This is a genomic window from Streptomyces sp. NA04227, from assembly GCF_013364195.1.
GTDB lineage: Bacteria > Actinomycetota > Actinomycetes > Streptomycetales > Streptomycetaceae > Streptomyces.
In genome coordinates, this window is the sequence record NZ_CP054918.1 from 1,540,009 (window position 1) to 1,555,448 (window position 15,440).

A 15,440-nucleotide genomic window follows, 5' to 3' on the forward strand; every position below is an offset into this window, starting at 1 on the left:
CCTTCTTCGGCCGCCCGGCCTTTATCGACAGCCCATTGGATCTGAAGCTTCCCAAGCCGATGCCTGAAACTGTTGATGATCCAGCGAAGCGCTTAAAGAACTCCTTTTCCCAAGGACAACCGACTTCATCGCAGGCGGTTGTGAGCTCGCGCCGGATATCGGTATCGACATACGCAGCGTCACCGTGGTCGGCGAAGTGATCGAAACCGTAGTGACTTAGACCCTTCAAGTTAGAGTAGAACTTATTGATGAGCTTGCGGGCGTCGTAGCCCGTGTCTGGCACTGACAGGCCGGGGAAGAAGGAAATACGCCCGTCGTTGTCGTAGTCCCTGCCGGCGCTTCCCTCGGCCTGCCACGTAGAGACCGGGTTCCTGCACGACTCCCAGGAACAGCCCATGCGTTCGCGCTCGGGATGATAGGTCGAATCGCTGTCCGGCACACCATTCGTGCACCCCTGCATGACCCCGGACATGCAGTCCGCGTTACCGAGGCCGCCCGGGTCGGTATATGTGAGCGGGTTGTTGTGGCTGTAGCTGTAGCCGTTCAGCGTCTGCGGTTTGCCGGTTTCCAGGAGCGGGTCGACGCTGACGAACTGCCCCAGGGAGCTGTCGTACTCCCGTGCCCCGAGATGCGTCAGGCCGGTGCTCGGGCCATCGTTCGTGCCGCCGACGAAGCCCCTTGTACCCGGCCAGTTGGTGGGCGTGGTCACACGGATGCCGCCGAAGGGGAGGGTCCTTCGCTGGGTCAGTTTCTGCGTGGCCGCGTCGACGGCGAGTTGGGCGGTGCCGTGGTGGTCGGCCAGGGTGATCGACACCGTGCCGTCGTCCTTGGCCACCGCCTGGTGGCCGCCGCCGAGGTCGATGTAGCGAGTCGCGCGCGGTGTGGTCGAGCCCTTGGGGAGGACGACTTCGGTGTGTCCGAGGTAGAGCGTGGTCTCCGTGGGGGTGCGGCCGATGAGGCGGTTGCCGTCGGCGTCGTAGAGGTATTCGGTGGTCTTCTGGCCACCCGAGCCGTCCGGCTCGGTCACCTTGGCGAGGTGGCCCTCGGGGTCCCAGGTGAGGGTCTGGGTCTTGTCGCCCTGCGGACGGGAGGTGGTGTTGCCCGTAGCGTCGTAGGCGTAGGAGCAGTACGCCGACGAGTGGGACGTGCTGCTCGCGGCGGAGGAGCGGGCGGGGCGGATGGATCCTTATCGGAGAGTGGCGGCGTTGTTGCATTTGTGTGGGGTTCGGGGTTAGAAGGCGCGGGGCACAGCCCATCGACCCGCCCCTCGAACTCCTCACAGGCGTCGTGTTCGAACCGGACAGTCCCATCGAAAGGCGACGACGAGTTCGCGCATACGCCGTAATCCGACCCCATCGCTCCGGAAAGCGGAATCCAGAAACGACATCCGCCGCACTGATCTGCCGAACTGCTGTTGATGAGGCTCCGCCTCCAACGCCAAGCCATCGAGCCCCTCAACAACGCCCTCAATCAGAGCAACGACGAACCCGACGACCCAACCGCCGCAGCCGTCGTCCGCTGACGTTGTGCCGTCATAGTTGCCGTCAAAACGGCCAGATGCCCTCCGGAACGTCCGACAGGGCATCCGCCATCCACTACTCAGATGCCCTCACCAGGCGTCTGGCGATATGTCGAGTTCGCTGATTTGCCCATTTAGCGGTGGACAATTCTCGAAGGAGCTCAAAATGTTCCCGCGAGATACCCCTATCGAGCATCCAGTGGACCGCTCGCTCCGCCCAGTGACTACTTCGACTCCTGATCGCCACCATTAGCACATCTTCGACGGGAACCAGATTCTGAACGTTTTCGGGCGACAGTCCGAACCGTTCAGCAGCAGCGTCCAACCCTGCTCGAAGTGACCTCTCGTCTGCGTCCAGGATCGTCACCCAAGCAGAGGGCAAACTCCCCGCCGAAGATTCGACTGCACCTTCGAGCCTTCCCAGCGTCCACACTCCTTTCCGGTCGAACCCCAACCAAATCCCCGTTGCGCTGATCTGCACCAGCGGTAGCCATGCAACGGCTCCGGCCTGATCCGGATAGGAAGAGGCGATCCAATAGCTCTCGGGCACAGCCGAGAGCTCGACCATCAGATCACTTACTGTCACCACGCCTGCCTCATGAGGAGGATCTGTCAGGGATGCCACTTTACCTACCAATGCATACCTGGGGTGTGGCTAACGGTTATCCCGTGTTGACGCATGAAGTCCTGGAACGTCTTCCTTGCCGAGTCATTCCAGTTCATTCCATAATGCCCTGACCACTGATAGGCACCATCGACCGAACAGGCATCAGTCTCGCACCTGACCGTTGACGCCCGAGCGCGGTCCTCGCCCTAGATAGACGTACATAAACCTGACCTGCGTAGCGGCTTCCCACCGCCGCACACCGGCCCCCGCACCCACCTAAACGCCGTGGCACGGTTTACTCCGACTACCCGCGCAGCACCCGAGACGCTGTCATTCTCCCGGTCCAGCGCCTCGAAATACCTCGCATGCAACTTCTTAGAACCACGATCCCGGCAACTCCCTGAACTCCTGGGTGTTGCCGGGATCGCTGAAGCCCACCAGGCCTTATTGGACCATCCGCGTCAGGCCGTATTCCCATCAAACGCCTACGGCATCCTCTTACGGAGCCAAGCGGAATTCTATGAGGAATCCTGAATGCTTTCCTCAGCGATCAACTCGACATCAGAGGAGACGTCCAAGCGATTGAAAACCATCTATACCGCTCGAACCCTCTCTCGCAGGCAAGGTTCACCCGCGGGAAGAGAGACTTTGATCTCAACATCCCCCTCTTCATCGAAGCGTGAAATCTCAACTTGAACCGAGACCCGCCCGACCAGTGGGTAATCGAACCAGGTATCCCCCTGATCCGATAGCTCCAGGCCAGCTTGAAAAGCACCCCAATCCGAGCTGCCGAAGCGATATTCGACCATTTCCGAGACCATAAGCAGGAAACCTTTCAGGTTGTCCCGCTCCAGCCATCCTTCGAGCCGTTCCACCTGGTTCACCTACCTAGGGTTCGGGGGGCGACGGGGAGCGCGGCGCACACGCGAGGGCGGCCACCGGATACCCGGCGACCGCCCCTTTCGTCCGCTACCGTCCGCCGCCCGATTCGACCCCGGGCCACGCCGGCCTAACGCCCGACCGCACCACTCAAACCTCCGGCTCGTCCTCCGGGTCGTCCTGATGCAGGCTCATCGGCCCGTAGATCTTGGTGCCGTCCTCGAAGAGGGTGACCTGGTCGGTGCCGCCCTCGGCGAGTTCCTTGAAGAACTCACCGATCCACGATTCGGCGTCGCCCTGGGTCGTGAACTCGTCGGGCTGCAGGGACGGTTCGACCTCCGTCCCGTCGGCCTTCTCGAACCGCCACGTCCATGCCGCCATGCCGCCTCCCAGAGGTCGCGAGCTGCCTCACCACGCCAGGTCGTGTCCGCGAAGTCGCGCCTGCCCTGCGGGCAAACGACTCGACTTTGCGCACACGACCCAGTGCCCCGACGGGCCACGTTCGCCCTGCCGGGGCACTAGAAGCCTAGCCGGGCGAGCGGCCCGAGCAAGGACACGGGAGGATCTTCCCTGTGGAAGTGACTCTGCTCGGCACCGGCGGCCCCGAGGGACTGCCCCGACCCGGCTGCCCCTGCGCCGCCTGCGCGACGGCGCTCGGCGAGTGGACCCGGGCGGCGACCGCCCTCCTCGTGGACGACGCGCTGCTCCTGGACCTGACTCCGGGCGCGGCACTGGCCGCTGCCCGCGCGGGCCATTCCCTGGCGGGAGTACGGCAGGTCCTGCTGTCGCATCCGCACGACGGGCCCGCCCTGGAGGTCCCGGCCGGACTGCCGCGCCCGGGCCGGGTCCCCGACGGCCGCGAACTCGCCCTGCTCACCGGCCACCGGGTGCGGGCCGTCGCGCTCGACGCCCCCGGCACCGGATACGCCGTCACCGGCCCGGACGGCGAACGGCTCCTGTACCTGCCGCCGGGCACCGCACCGGCCGGAGCCTCCGACGAGGGCCCGTACGACATGGTGCTCGCCGACGTGGCGGGGCGGCCGGACGCGCTGGCCCGGCTCCGGGCGGCGGGTGCCCTCGGCCCGACCACGGATGTGATCGCCGTGCACCTGGACCACGACGTACCGCCCGGGCCCGAGGCCGACCGCAGGCTCGCGGCGGCCGGGGCACGGGCCGTTCCCGACGGCGCCACGCTCGATGTCGGCGCCTACCGGGACGTGCCCGACCTGCCACGCAGAACGTTCGTCCTCGGCGGCGCGCGCTCGGGCAAGTCGGTCGAGGCCGAGCGGCGCCTGGAGGCGTTTCCCGATGTGGTGTACGTGGCGACGGGCGGCAGCCGTAATGGGGACAGCGAGTGGGCGGAGCGCGTCCACCTGCACCGCGAGCGCCGCCCTGGTTCGTGGCGCACCGAGGAGACCTGCGATCTGCTCCCGCTGCTCAACGACGACGGTCCGCCCCTGCTCATCGACTGTCTCTCGCTCTGGCTCACCCATGTCATGGACGAGACCGGCGCCTGGGACGAGGCCGAGTGGGCGGGCGGCGGCGAACGCGAACTGCGGCGCAAGGTCAGGGAGTTGACGAAGGCGGTACGGGCGACCCGGCGCACCGTGGTCGCGGTCTCCAACGAGGTCGGCTCGGGCATCGTCCCGGCCACCGCCTCCGGCCGCCGCTACCGGGACGAACTCGGGCGCCTGAACGCCGCGTTCGCCGCCGAGTGCGAGCAGGTACTGCTGGTGGTGGCCGGGCAGACGATGGTGTTGCGGGGGTAGGGCCCCGGCCGCCCCGGGGGGAAGTCACACCCTGCCGTCTTACGCCCCCTCTTACGCCCCGTCACGCGCCCCGGCGGGCCACGATCCGGTAGCTGTTGGCGAACGGGGTGCGGGCGAGGAGCGGGGCCAGCAGGTGGTCGGCGCACCGGGCCAGTGAGATCAGTGGGGCGGTGGCCGCCAACAGGGCCTTGCGCAGGCGTAGTTGGGCGCGGCTCGGGATCCAGCGGCGCCAGGGTGCCCGGTCCCGGGGCAGCAGCGGGGCCAGGGCGAGTGCGAGGGCGGCGGCGAGGTCGCAGGGGATGTGGGCCTCTCGGCGCCCGGTGGCCAGCACGGTGAACCCGAGCGTTTCGAGCTCGGCGCACAGGGCGGCCGCGGGCAGCAACCGCTGCCGCCGGGGCTGGAGATGAGCCGCCCACCACCGGCCGAGCAGCCGCCCGGACAGACTCGCCGGGTCCGCGCACTCGATCACCAGATGCCCGCCGGGCCTCAACACCGTGCGGGCGGCGCGCAGTTCGGCGCGCGGGTCGGGGCACTGTTCCAGGTGGTGGAACATGCTCAGGGCGTCGTAGCGGCCCGCCAGCCCCGGGGCCAACGCGGGCAGCCGCCCACGGAATCCGGCATCGATACGCCCGCTCGCCAGGGCGGCCCGGATCCCGGCGACGCCCACACCGTCCAGGGCCGTGTACGGAAACACCTCGCGCGCCGCCACCGGCAGCCGGGCGGTGCCCGTCTCGACGTCGAGCCACGCCTCAGGTTCCCCGTACGGGAGCAGGCTCCGGGCGCGCGAGCGGAGCGTACCGGCGGGGGTCAGAAGCCGCCCGAAGCGGTCCGCCTCGGGGCCCCGTACGGGGAAGTCGCGCACGTAGAAGTCCCAACCGGACCGCGCGAGCGGCGGGTTGAGGAAGCGGTGCCCGCACGCCGCGCAGTCGTCCAGGGCGAAGCGGCCAGGGCGGCGGCCGAGCAGGTCTCCGGTACGGAGCCGGGTACGCAGCCGGGTGCCGCCGCACCACGGGCAGGCGGTACGCCGCTCGGCGCGCAAGTGGTCGGTACCGAAGGCGAGTTGGGCCAGGCACTCCGTGCGGCGCGCGGCAGCGGAGCGGGACGGGGCGCCGGTGGGGGCGGGGAGTGCGGAGGGTGCGGGGCGGCCTGGTCGGACGCTCGGCGGTGCAGTGGGGTTCTGCGTGGGGGCGTTGGGCCCGGAGGAGTTGGGCCTGGAGGAGTTGGACGTGGAGGGGTAGGGCGCAGAGGCGCTCCGCCCGATCACGTCCGGCCCGATGGAGTCAGGCCCGATGGAGTCAGGCCCGATGACATCCGGCCCGGTAACGCGGCCCCCCGGGATCGACGGGACCGGCCCGGCCGTTCGGCGTGGGGCCGGTCGACGTGGGGGTTTTCGGCCTGGGGGCGTTCGGCCTGGGGGCGTGTGGTCCGGTGTCGGCTGGCTCGATGTCGGCTGGCTCGGTGGCATGGCACCCTCCTGAGGTCCGGCCGGGGGCGGCTGCCGTGCCGGGGGTCGGGCGCCCGGTCGGGGCCGGGACCCGCCGCGGCGGAGGAGCACGGCATTCCACTGCAAAGTGGAACGTAAGGGATCGCCGTACCGGCTTCAATGACGCCATGCGACAACAGGCTCACCTCGGGTGACACTCCGCCCGGTCGGGCCGACGGACCGTCAGCCGGGCGCCCCTCGGCTGCCGGTACGCTTCCGCCAATGAGCACGCTGAATCTCGACGACTTCTCCGATCTGATCGAGCGGCCCGACGGCGGCGTGCGCCGCGACGCCGAGGAGCGCCGCGCCCGTCTGATCGTTCCGCAGGGCGCCCTGGGCCGCCTGGACGAGCTGGGCGAATGGCTGGCTCCCGCACAGGGCTCGGTGCCGATCCGCCCGATCTCGCAGCCGCGCCTGGTGCTGTTCGCGGGCGACCACGGTGTCGCCTCGCTCGGTGTCTCACGGCGCCCCGCGGGCGGGGCGACCGATCTGGTACGGGCCGTCCTCGCGGGCGAGAGTCCCGCCGCCATCCTCGCGCGACGGCTCGAAGTTCCGGTCCGTGTGGTCGACATGGCGCTCGACTGCGATCCGGAGACGCTGCCCGCCGAGGTGGTACGCCACCGGGTTCGGCGCGGCAGCGGACGTATCGACATCGAGGACGCGCTCACCGCCGAGGAGGCCGAGGCCGCGTTCCGCGCCGGGATGGCCGTCGCCGACGAGGAGGCGGACCGGGGTACCGACCTGGTGGTACTCGGCGATGTGAGCGTGGGCGGTACGACCGCGGCGGCCGTGCTCATCGCCGCCCTGTGCGGCACCGATGCCTCCGTGGTCACCGGCCGCGGCGGCGAGGCCATCGACGACCTGGCCTGGATGCGCAAGTGCGCCGCGGTGCGCGACGCGCTGCGCCGGGCCCGCCCGGTCCTCGGCGACCAGCTCGCGCTGCTCGCCACGGTCGGCGGCGCCGACCTCACCGCGATGACCGGCTTCCTGCTGCAGAGCGCGGTCCGGCACACCCCCGTACTGCTCGACGGCGTCGTCACCTCGGCCGCCGCCCTGGTCGCCCAGCGGGTGGCCTTCCGGGCGCCCGACTGGTGGCTCGCCGGACACGACAGCGGCGAACCCGGCCAGGCCAAGGCCCTTGACCGGATGGCCGTCGAGCCCCTGATCGACCACGGCGTCAAGGTCGGCGAAGGCACCGGCGCCCTGCTCTCCCTGCCCCTCGTCCAGGCCTCGGCCGCCCTCCTCGGCGACCTCCCGGAACGGCCGCGTCCGACGCACGCGGTGCCGGAGGAGTAGAGCCGACGGGCAGGGAGGTCGAGCGGGGCGGGTGGCCCGGCTCCCGCGACTTCCCGGCCCGCCACGTTCGTACGCGCCACCCGGGCGCAGACCACCGTCGGCCGACGGTGGGGCCACCGTCGGCGGACGCAGGTGGTGGCGCCCGGGACCCGGTGCCCGTGAGCGGTACTCTGCGCCGATGGCCGAGAGTTCACCATCGTCGTCCGAGGCGGATGACGGGTCCGAGGGCGCCGGGTCCAAAGAATCGAGTGCCGAGGAAACGAGCGCCGAGGAAGCCCTTCCTCGGGGCGCCGCTTCCGGGGCCCAAGCCGACCCCGAGCCGGATTCCGCCGCTTCTCGCTCCGGTTCTCGCTCCGGCTCTCCTTCCGCCCCACCCTCCGGTTCGCCTGCCGCCACCGATTCCGTTCCCGTTTCCGGTGACAACTCCCCTTCCACTTCCGGTGACGGCTCCCCGTCCACGCCCGGTGGCGACTCCCCTCCCCCGCCCTCTCCCGGCGCGGGCCCCGGAGCCGAATCGGGTTCCGACGCCGGCTCCGGCTCCGGCTCCAGTACCGACTCCGCGACGGCCCCCGACTCCGGCCGTCCCGCCCGCGCCGAGGACGGACTCCGGTTCGCCTTCGGCACCTTGACCGTGTTCCCGGTCCAAGTCGCGCGGTGGGACCGGGAGGCCGCGCGGGCCGGGATGTTGTGGGCGCCGGTGGCGGGTCTTGTCGTCGGGCTGTGGGCGGCGCTGGCGGGCGGGGTGCTGCTCCTTTTCGGTACGGGGCCGATGGCGGCCGCCGTCGCCACCGTCGCCGTGGGGGCCGTACTGACCCGGGGTCTGCACCTGGACGGGCTCGCGGACGTCGCCGACGGGCTCGGCAGCGGGAAGCCGCGGGCCGAGGCGCTGCGGATCATGAAGCAGTCCGACATCGGGCCGTTCGGCGTGATCACGCTGCTGTTGGTGCTCCTGGCCCAAGTCGCCCTGCTGGCACGGCTGTACGACGGCTCGTGGGCGAAGGGCGCGCTGGCCGCCGCGGTCTCGGCGACCGTGGCGCGGCTCGCGCTGACCCTGGCCGCTCGGGAAGGGGTGCCCGCCGCGCGGCCCGAGGGGCTGGGCGCGGCGGTGGCGGGGACGGTGCCGGTGCGTGGAGCGCTGTTCGTGGCCGGGACGGTTCTGGTACTGGCGACGGCGCTCGGCTCGGTGGTCTGGGGGTTCGGAGCCTTGCGGTGTGCGCTGGCCGTGGCGGCGGGCTGCGGGGCGGCCGAACTCCTGCTGAGGCACTGCCGGTTGCGCTTCGGCGGGGTGACGGGGGACGTGTTCGGAGGCCTTGCCGAAACCGCCGCGACCGCGTCACTTCTGGTACTCGCGGTGGCCTCCGGCTGAACAACTCCCCCACACCGGCGGGACTTGCGCACTTCACTGAGCGTAGGCTCCGTACCGGCACACTTCCGGCAGGCCGGATGAGTGCACGCGAGAACCCGACCGCAGTGACGCGGCGGGGTGCCGCGAGCACTCATCCGGCTCTCGCGCCGGCCCGTCCGGCGGGCCGCGCACGGGGCCCGGCGGACCTTGGACAACTCCGGCTGAGGAGGGCCCGAAGGGACGACTTAGGCTTCCGGGAGGGTCCGGCCGACCCCACAGATTCGGCCAGGAACTTCACATAGGGAGATCTCACCACCGTGACTGCTCTGACTCTCAGTACCTCCGCCGCGGCGGGGCTGCGCGCCGACGCCGTAGTCGTGGGCGTCGCCAAGGGCGCCAAGGGCCCCGTCCTCGCGTCCGGCGCCGAGGCCGTCGACGAGGCCTACGAGGGCAAGCTCGCCGCCATCCTGGAGACGCTCGGCGCCAGCGGTGCCGAGGGCGAGGTGACCAAGCTTCCCGCGCCGGCCGGATACAAGTCCCCGGTCGTGGTGGCGGTGGGCCTCGGCGAGGTCCCCGAGAAGGACGCCGACCACGCTGCGGAGACGCTGCGCCGCGCCGCCGGTGTCGCCGCCCGTGCGCTGTCCGGTGCCAAGAAGGCCGGGTTCGCCTTCCCGCTGGCCGGGCCCGGCGCCGTGGCCGCGGTCGCCGAGGGCATCCTCCTCGGTGCGTACGCGTTCGACGCCTACAAGGCAGGCAACGGCGACGCGAAGGGCGCGAAGGCCCCGCTCGCCGAGGCCGCGCTGCTCGGCGGGAAGCCGCGCGACAAGGCGCACAAGGCCGCCGTCGAGCGCGCCCTGGCCGTGAGCGAGGAGCTCAACCGCGCCCGCGACCTGGTCAACACCCCGCCGAACGACCTCAACCCGGAGGCCTTCGCCGCGATCGCCAGTGCGGCCGCGAAGGAGAACGGCATCAAGGTGCAGGTCCTCGACGAGAAGGCGCTCGCCAAGGGCGGCTTCGGCGGCATCCTCGGCGTCGGTGCCGGTTCCGCCTCCCCGCCGCGCCTGGTGAAGCTCTCCTACACGCACGCCAAGGCCAAGCGGCACCTCGCGTTCGTCGGCAAGGGCATCACGTACGACTCGGGCGGTATCTCGCTCAAGCCCGCCGGGCACAACGAGACGATGAAGTGCGACATGGCGGGTGCCGCGGCCGTGTTCGCGGCGGTCGTCGCCGCGGCCCGCCTGGGCCTGGAGGTCAACGTCACCGGCTGGCTGGCGCTGGCCGAGAACATGCCGTCGGGCAGCGCCACCCGCCCCGGCGACGTGCTGCGGATGTACAGCGGCAAGACGGTCGAGGTGCTCAACACCGACGCCGAGGGCCGTCTCGTACTCGCCGACGCGCTGACCAAGGCGGGCGAGGAGAAGCCGGACGTCATCGTGGACGTGGCCACCCTGACCGGCGCCATGATGCTGGCCCTCGGTCTGCGCACCTTCGGGATCATGTCCAACGACGACGCGCTGCGGGCCACCGTGCACGAGCTGGCCGAGCAGGCGGGCGAGCCGTCCTGGCCGATGCCGCTGCCGTCCCACCTCCGCAAGGGCATGGACACCCCGACCGCAGACATCGCCAACATGGGCGAGCGGGCGGGCGGCGGCCTGGTCGCCGGTCTGTTCCTGAAGGAGTTCGTCGCCGAGGGCATCAGCTGGGCGCACCTGGACATCGCGGGCCCCGCGTACAACGAGCAGGCGCCGTTCGGTTACACGCCCAAGGGCGGTACCGGTACCGCGGTGCGCACCCTGGTCGCGCTCGCGGAGCGGGCCGCGGCGGGCGACCTGGACTGAGCGGACTGAGCGGAACCGAGTCACGGCGGTGCCCCGGCCCGCGCGCGCCCCTCACAGGGGGCTCGCGAGGGTCGGGGCACCGCTCGTTGTGCGGGTGCGCGCCCGGACACGAGCCGGCGTGCACCCACGAGATCCGGCGTGAACGGTCCTCCGGCCACCGTCAGGATTCAGCTCTCGACGAAATCCGCGAGGCCCTGCGCGGCGATGACCCGCCGGGACGCGGGGGCCGGGGTGCCCGGGCAAGGGCCGCCGTCCCGGTCCGTCGCGACAAGTGCGAAGATGGGTTCTCGGCAGGACAGGGCCCCACCACAGGGCCGAAGAAGAGCGGCCGAACACCAGCCGAGCGGCCGGCGGACATCCCGCACAGCGGGACCCGGCGTTACGGCGCACATGCATGGAGGACGTGACGTGGCGAACGACGCCAGCACCGTTTTCGACCTAGTGATCCTCGGCGGTGGCAGCGGCGGATACGCCGCGGCCCTGCGTGGCGCCCAGCTCGGGCTCGACGTCGCCCTCATCGAGAAGGGCAAGGTCGGCGGTACCTGCCTGCACAACGGCTGCATCCCCACGAAGGCCCTGCTGCACGCCGGTGAGATCGCCGACCAGGCGCGCGAGGCCGACCAGTTCGGCGTCAAGGCGACCTTCGAGGGCATCGACATCAAGGCCGTCCACAAGTACAAGGACGACGTGATCTCGGGCCTCTACAAGGGCCTTCAGGGACTCGTCGCCTCGCGCAAGGTCCACTACATCGAGGGCGAGGGACGGCTCTCCTCGCCGACCTCGGTCGACGTCAACGGCCAGCGCGTCGAGGGCCGCCACGTCCTGCTCGCGACCGGCTCGGTGCCCAAGTCCCTGCCGGGCCTGGAGATCGACGGCAACCGGATCATCTCCTCCGACCACGCGCTGCACCTGGACCGGGTGCCCGAGTCCGCGATCATCCTCGGCGGCGGCGTGATCGGCGTCGAGTTCGCCTCGGCGTGGAAGTCCTTCGGTACCGACGTCACGGTCATCGAGGGCCTCAAGCACCTCGTCCCGGCCGAGGACGAGAACAGCTCCAAGCTCCTGGAGCGCGCCTTCCGCAAGCGCGGGATCAAGTTCAACCTGGGCACCTTCTTCGAGAAGGCCGAGTACACCCAGGACGGCGTCCGCGTCACCCTCGCCGACGGCAAGACCTTCGAGGCCGAGGTGCTGCTCGTCGCCATCGGCCGCGGCCCGGTCTCGCAGGGTCTGGGCTACGAAGAGGCCGGGGTCGCCCTCGACCGCGGCTACGTCGTCGTCGACGAGTACATGCGCACCAACGTGCCGACCATCTCCGCGGTGGGCGACCTGGTGCCGACCCTCCAGCTCGCGCACGTCGGCTTCGCCGAGGGCATCCTCGTCGCCGAGCGGCTCGCGGGCCTGACCCCGGTGCCGATCGACTACGACGGTGTGCCCCGGGTGACCTACTGCCACCCCGAGGTCGCCTCCGTCGGCATCACCGAGGCCCGCGCCAAGGAGCTCTACGGTGCGGACAAGGTCGTGGCGCTGAAGTACAACCTCGCGGGCAACGGCCGCAGCAAGATCCTCAAGACCGCGGGCGAGATCAAGCTCGTCCAGGTCAAGGACGGCGCCGTGGTCGGCGTCCACATGGTGGGCGACCGAATGGGCGAGCAGGTCGGCGAAGCCCAGCTGATCTACAACTGGGAGGCGCTGCCCGCCGAGGTCGCCCAGCTCATCCACGCCCACCCGACGCAGAACGAGGCCCTCGGCGAGGCGCACCTGGCGCTGGCCGGCAAGCCGCTGCACGCCCACGACTGATCCGTAGCCCGGACGGCCGGTGCCACCGAAGGCACCGGCCCGGGTCCGGCCGGACGCCGACACCACAGACTTCCGCACTTCCCCGAGCCCCGTCGACACCTCCCGCCGCACACCGCGGCCGCCCGGATTCCCGGCCTACGGGTATCCGGCTCCCGCGCTCTCGAGTTCTCCACTTGGCTCGAGCTGAGGGAGACTCCATTGGGCAGGGAAGGCCCCATCTCTAAGGAGCAACCGAAACCATGGCGGTTTCCGTAACCCTTCCGGCGCTCGGCGAGAGCGTCACCGAGGGCACCGTCACCCGCTGGCTGAAGGCCGAGGGTGAGCGTGTCGAGGCCGACGAGCCGCTGCTCGAGGTCTCGACCGACAAGGTCGACACCGAGATCCCCTCGCCCGCCTCGGGCACGCTGTCCTCCATCAAGGTCGCCGAGGACGAGACCGTCGAGGTGGGCGCCGAGCTCGCCGTCATCGACGACGGCTCCGGCGCCCCGGCCGCGGCCCCGGCCCCGGCCGCCGCCGAGGCCCCCGCTCCGGCGGCCGAGCAGCCCGCGCCCGCGCAGGCCGCTCCCGCCCAGGAGCCCGCCCCTGCCCCTGCCGCCGCGCCCGCCGGTGGCGCCGAGGGCACCGACGTGGTGCTTCCGGCGCTCGGTGAGTCGGTGACCGAGGGCACCGTCACCCGGTGGCTGAAGGCCGTCGGCGACAGTGTCGAGGCCGACGAGCCGCTGCTCGAGGTGTCCACCGACAAGGTCGACACCGAGATCCCGGCCCCGGTCAGCGGCACGCTCCTCGAGATCAGCGTGGCCGAGGACGAGACCGCCGAGGTCGGCGCCAAGCTCGCCGTCATCGGTGCCGCGGGTGCCGCTCCGGCCGCCGCCCCGGCTCCCGCTGCTCCGGCTCCCGCCGCCGCGGCTCCGGCTCCGGCCCCGGCTCCGGCTCCGGCTCAGCCCGCCGCTCCGGCGCCCGCCCCGGCCGCACCGGCGCCCGCTCCGGCGGCTCCGGCCCAGCCCGCCGCCCAGGCTCCGGCTCCGGCCGCGCCCGCCCCGGCGGCTGCCGCTCCGGCTCCCGCCCGTGGCGACGACGGCGCGTACGTCACCCCGCTGGTGCGCAAGCTCGCCGCCGAGAACGGCGTCGACCTGGCGGCCGTCAAGGGCAGTGGCGTCGGCGGCCGTATCCGCAAGCAGGACGTGCTCGCCGCCGCCGAGGCCGCCAAGGCCCCGGCTCCGGCCGCCGCTCCCGCCGCCTCGGCGCCGAAGGCTCCGGCTCTGGAGGTCTCGCCGCTGCGCGGCCAGACCGTGAAGATGACCCGGATGCGCAAGGTCATCGGCGACAACATGATGCGGGCCCTGCACGAGCAGGCCCAGCTCACCTCGGTCGTCGAGGTGGACATCACCAAGCTGATGAAGCTGCGCGCCCGGGCCAAGGACGCCTTCGCCGCCCGTGAGGGCGTCAAGCTGTCCCCGATGCCGTTCTTCGTCAAGGCCGCCGCCCAGGCGCTGAAGGCCTACCCGGTCGTCAACGCCCGGATCAACGAGTCCGAGGGCACCATCACCTACTTCGACGCCGAGAACATCGGTATCGCGGTGGACTCCGAGAAGGGCCTGATGACCCCGGTCATCAAGCGTGCGGGCGACCTCAACCTCGCCGGTATCGCCAAGGCCACCGCGGAGCTGGCGGGCAAGGTCCGCGACAGCAGGATCACCCCGGACGAGCTGTCCGGCGCGACCTTCACCATCTCCAACACCGGTTCGCGCGGCGCCCTGTTCGACACGATCATCGTGCCGCCGAACCAGGTCGCCATCCTGGGCATCGGTGCCACCGTGCGCCGTCCGGTCGTCGTCAACCACCCGGACCTCGGCGAGACCATCGCCATCCGGGACATGACGTACGTCGCCCTGTCCTACGACCACCGTCTGGTGGACGGCGCCGACGCCGCCCGCTACCTGACCGCGGTCAAGGCGATCCTGGAAGCCGGCGAGTTCGAGGTCGAGCTCGGCCTCTGAGCCCACCGCTCCCCCGCCCCGCCCCACCGGCGGCCGATGTCCGACATCTGCCACCTGGGGCGGTGAGCTGGGGTGTAAGGCTCGTCTCACCTGCGTAAAGCGCCCCCGTCCGGAGTCTTCCGGACGGGGGCGCGGCCGTATTGTCTAAAGGTCACCCCCTTCCGGTCACGACCGGAAGTCCCCCCTCCGAGCCGCACCCGCGGCAGAAGGAGCAGCCGTCATGACCGCGACTGTCGTCACCTCACTGCGTGAGCAGATCCGCGAGTACATCGTCGACGGCATCGTCAGCGGACGCTGGAAGCCGGGCGAGCGGATCGTGGAGCGCCGTATCGCCACCGAGCTCGAGGTCAGCCAGACGCCGGTTCGCGAGGCGCTGCGGGAGCTGGAGTCGCTGCGGCTGATCGAGTCGGCGCCCAACAAGGGCGTACGGGTCCGCAACCTCACGGCCGCCGACCTGGAGGAGAGCTACCCGGTACGCGCCGGCCTGGAGCAGATCGCGGCCGAGCTGGCGGCGCCGCGCCTGGCCGAGGACTGCTCGGCCCTCGAACCCCATGTCGCCGCCCTGTACGAGGCGGACCGGGAGAGCGACGGCACCGCGCAGGTGCGGCACACGGTGGGCTTCCACCGCGAACTGGTGCGCGCCGCGGGCAACAGCGTGCTGCTGCACACCTGGGAGGGCCTGGGCATCGAGGTCTTCACCGCACTGTCGATCCGGTGGCTGGGCACGGTCCAGCAGTCCTACGCCGAGGAGCACCAGGCCCTGGTGGACGCCTTCCGCAGCCGGGACCCGCGCATCGCGGAACTGGTCAAGGCCCACGTGCTGGGATGCGCGCCGCGCAACGCCTGAGCCGTAGCGCGGGGTGCGGGGCGCGCCGGACCTGAGCCGCGGCACGCGGAGAAGGCCGCACGC

At 71.0% G+C, this 15,440-nt stretch carries 10 protein-coding genes and 3 pseudogenes; 8 read left to right on the forward strand and 5 right to left on the reverse strand.

Translation table 11 applies throughout. The annotated features are described in order from the left end of the window. Positions 1 to 487: 487 nt before the first annotated feature. Positions 488 to 1,123: pseudogene (locus tag HUT18_RS33530) on the reverse strand (RHS repeat-associated core domain-containing protein); the annotation flags it as partial. Positions 1,124 to 1,130: 7 nt separating this feature from the next. Between HUT18_RS33530 and HUT18_RS33535 the strand changes: the two are divergent. Continuing rightward, positions 1,131 to 1,235 (forward strand): annotated as a pseudogene (locus HUT18_RS33535) (SAM-dependent methyltransferase); the annotation flags it as partial. Between the two features lie 112 nt (positions 1,236 to 1,347). Here HUT18_RS33535 and HUT18_RS33540 read toward each other — a convergent pair. From HUT18_RS33540 to HUT18_RS06335, 3 genes and pseudogenes are all read right to left on the reverse strand, one after another. Next, positions 1,348 to 1,446, reverse strand: a pseudogene (locus HUT18_RS33540) (hypothetical protein); the annotation flags it as partial. Between the two features lie 1,273 nt (positions 1,447 to 2,719). After that, complete coding sequence (locus tag HUT18_RS06330) at positions 2,720 to 3,010, reverse strand: hypothetical protein (protein ID WP_176098576.1); 291 nt, start codon at positions 3,008 to 3,010, stop codon at positions 2,720 to 2,722. A 145-nt stretch (positions 3,011 to 3,155) separates the two neighbouring features. Further along, entirely contained in the window at positions 3,156 to 3,386 is a 231-nt protein-coding gene (locus HUT18_RS06335; RefSeq protein ID WP_176098578.1) for a hypothetical protein, read from the reverse strand. A gap of 191 nt (positions 3,387 to 3,577) precedes the next feature. Between HUT18_RS06335 and HUT18_RS06340 the strand changes: the two genes are divergently transcribed. Further along, complete coding sequence (locus tag HUT18_RS06340) at positions 3,578 to 4,774, forward strand: bifunctional adenosylcobinamide kinase/adenosylcobinamide-phosphate guanylyltransferase (RefSeq protein WP_176098579.1); 1,197 nt, start codon at positions 3,578 to 3,580, stop codon at positions 4,772 to 4,774. Positions 4,775 to 4,835: 61 nt separating this feature from the next. Here HUT18_RS06340 and HUT18_RS06345 read toward each other — a convergent pair whose 3' ends face one another. Then, positions 4,836 to 6,038, reverse strand: coding sequence for a class I SAM-dependent methyltransferase (locus HUT18_RS06345; RefSeq protein WP_254878452.1), 1,203 nt, complete (start codon positions 6,036 to 6,038; stop codon positions 4,836 to 4,838). A gap of 441 nt (positions 6,039 to 6,479) precedes the next feature. On the opposite strand from HUT18_RS06345, the gene cobT reads away from it, so the two are divergent. The 6 genes from cobT to HUT18_RS06375 all read left to right on the forward strand — a co-directional run bounded on the left by cobT (position 6,480) and on the right by HUT18_RS06375 (position 15,377). After that, entirely contained in the window at positions 6,480 to 7,553 is a 1,074-nt protein-coding gene (gene cobT, locus HUT18_RS06350; protein ID WP_176098583.1) for a nicotinate-nucleotide--dimethylbenzimidazole phosphoribosyltransferase, read from the forward strand. 625 nt (positions 7,554 to 8,178) lie between these two features. Beyond that, complete coding sequence (locus tag HUT18_RS33545; protein WP_254878453.1) at positions 8,179 to 8,919, forward strand: adenosylcobinamide-GDP ribazoletransferase; 741 nt, start codon at positions 8,179 to 8,181, stop codon at positions 8,917 to 8,919. 296 nt (positions 8,920 to 9,215) lie between these two features. Further along, positions 9,216 to 10,736 carry a leucyl aminopeptidase gene (locus HUT18_RS06360; protein WP_176098587.1) on the forward strand — a complete coding sequence of 507 codons (1,521 nt, stop codon included), beginning with the start codon at positions 9,216 to 9,218 and terminating at the stop codon, positions 10,734 to 10,736. Positions 10,737 to 11,144: 408 nt separating this feature from the next. Further along, positions 11,145 to 12,533 (forward strand): dihydrolipoyl dehydrogenase, encoded by a 1,389-nt coding sequence (gene lpdA / locus HUT18_RS06365; protein ID WP_176098589.1) that lies wholly within the window; start codon positions 11,145 to 11,147, stop codon positions 12,531 to 12,533. 239 nt (positions 12,534 to 12,772) lie between these two features. Next, entirely contained in the window at positions 12,773 to 14,530 is a 1,758-nt protein-coding gene (gene sucB / locus HUT18_RS06370) for a 2-oxoglutarate dehydrogenase, E2 component, dihydrolipoamide succinyltransferase (protein WP_176098591.1), read from the forward strand. A 220-nt stretch (positions 14,531 to 14,750) separates the two neighbouring features. Next, positions 14,751 to 15,377 carry a GntR family transcriptional regulator gene (locus tag HUT18_RS06375; RefSeq protein WP_176098593.1) on the forward strand — a complete coding sequence of 209 codons (627 nt, stop codon included), beginning with the start codon at positions 14,751 to 14,753 and terminating at the stop codon, positions 15,375 to 15,377. Positions 15,378 to 15,440: the final 63 nt, after the last annotated feature.

Bases quoted from the DNA above. Each gene is read 5' to 3' on its own strand.
- HUT18_RS06335 (WP_176098578.1), bottom strand. From the start codon at position 3,386: ATGGCGGCATGGACGTGGCGGTTCGAGAAGGCCGACGGGACGGAGGTC.
- sucB (WP_176098591.1), top strand. From the start codon at position 12,773: ATGGCGGTTTCCGTAACCCTTCCGGCGCTCGGCGAGAGCGTCACCGAG.
- HUT18_RS06375 (WP_176098593.1), top strand. From the start codon at position 14,751: ATGACCGCGACTGTCGTCACCTCACTGCGTGAGCAGATCCGCGAGTAC.
- cobT (WP_176098583.1), top strand. From the start codon at position 6,480: ATGAGCACGCTGAATCTCGACGACTTCTCCGATCTGATCGAGCGGCCC.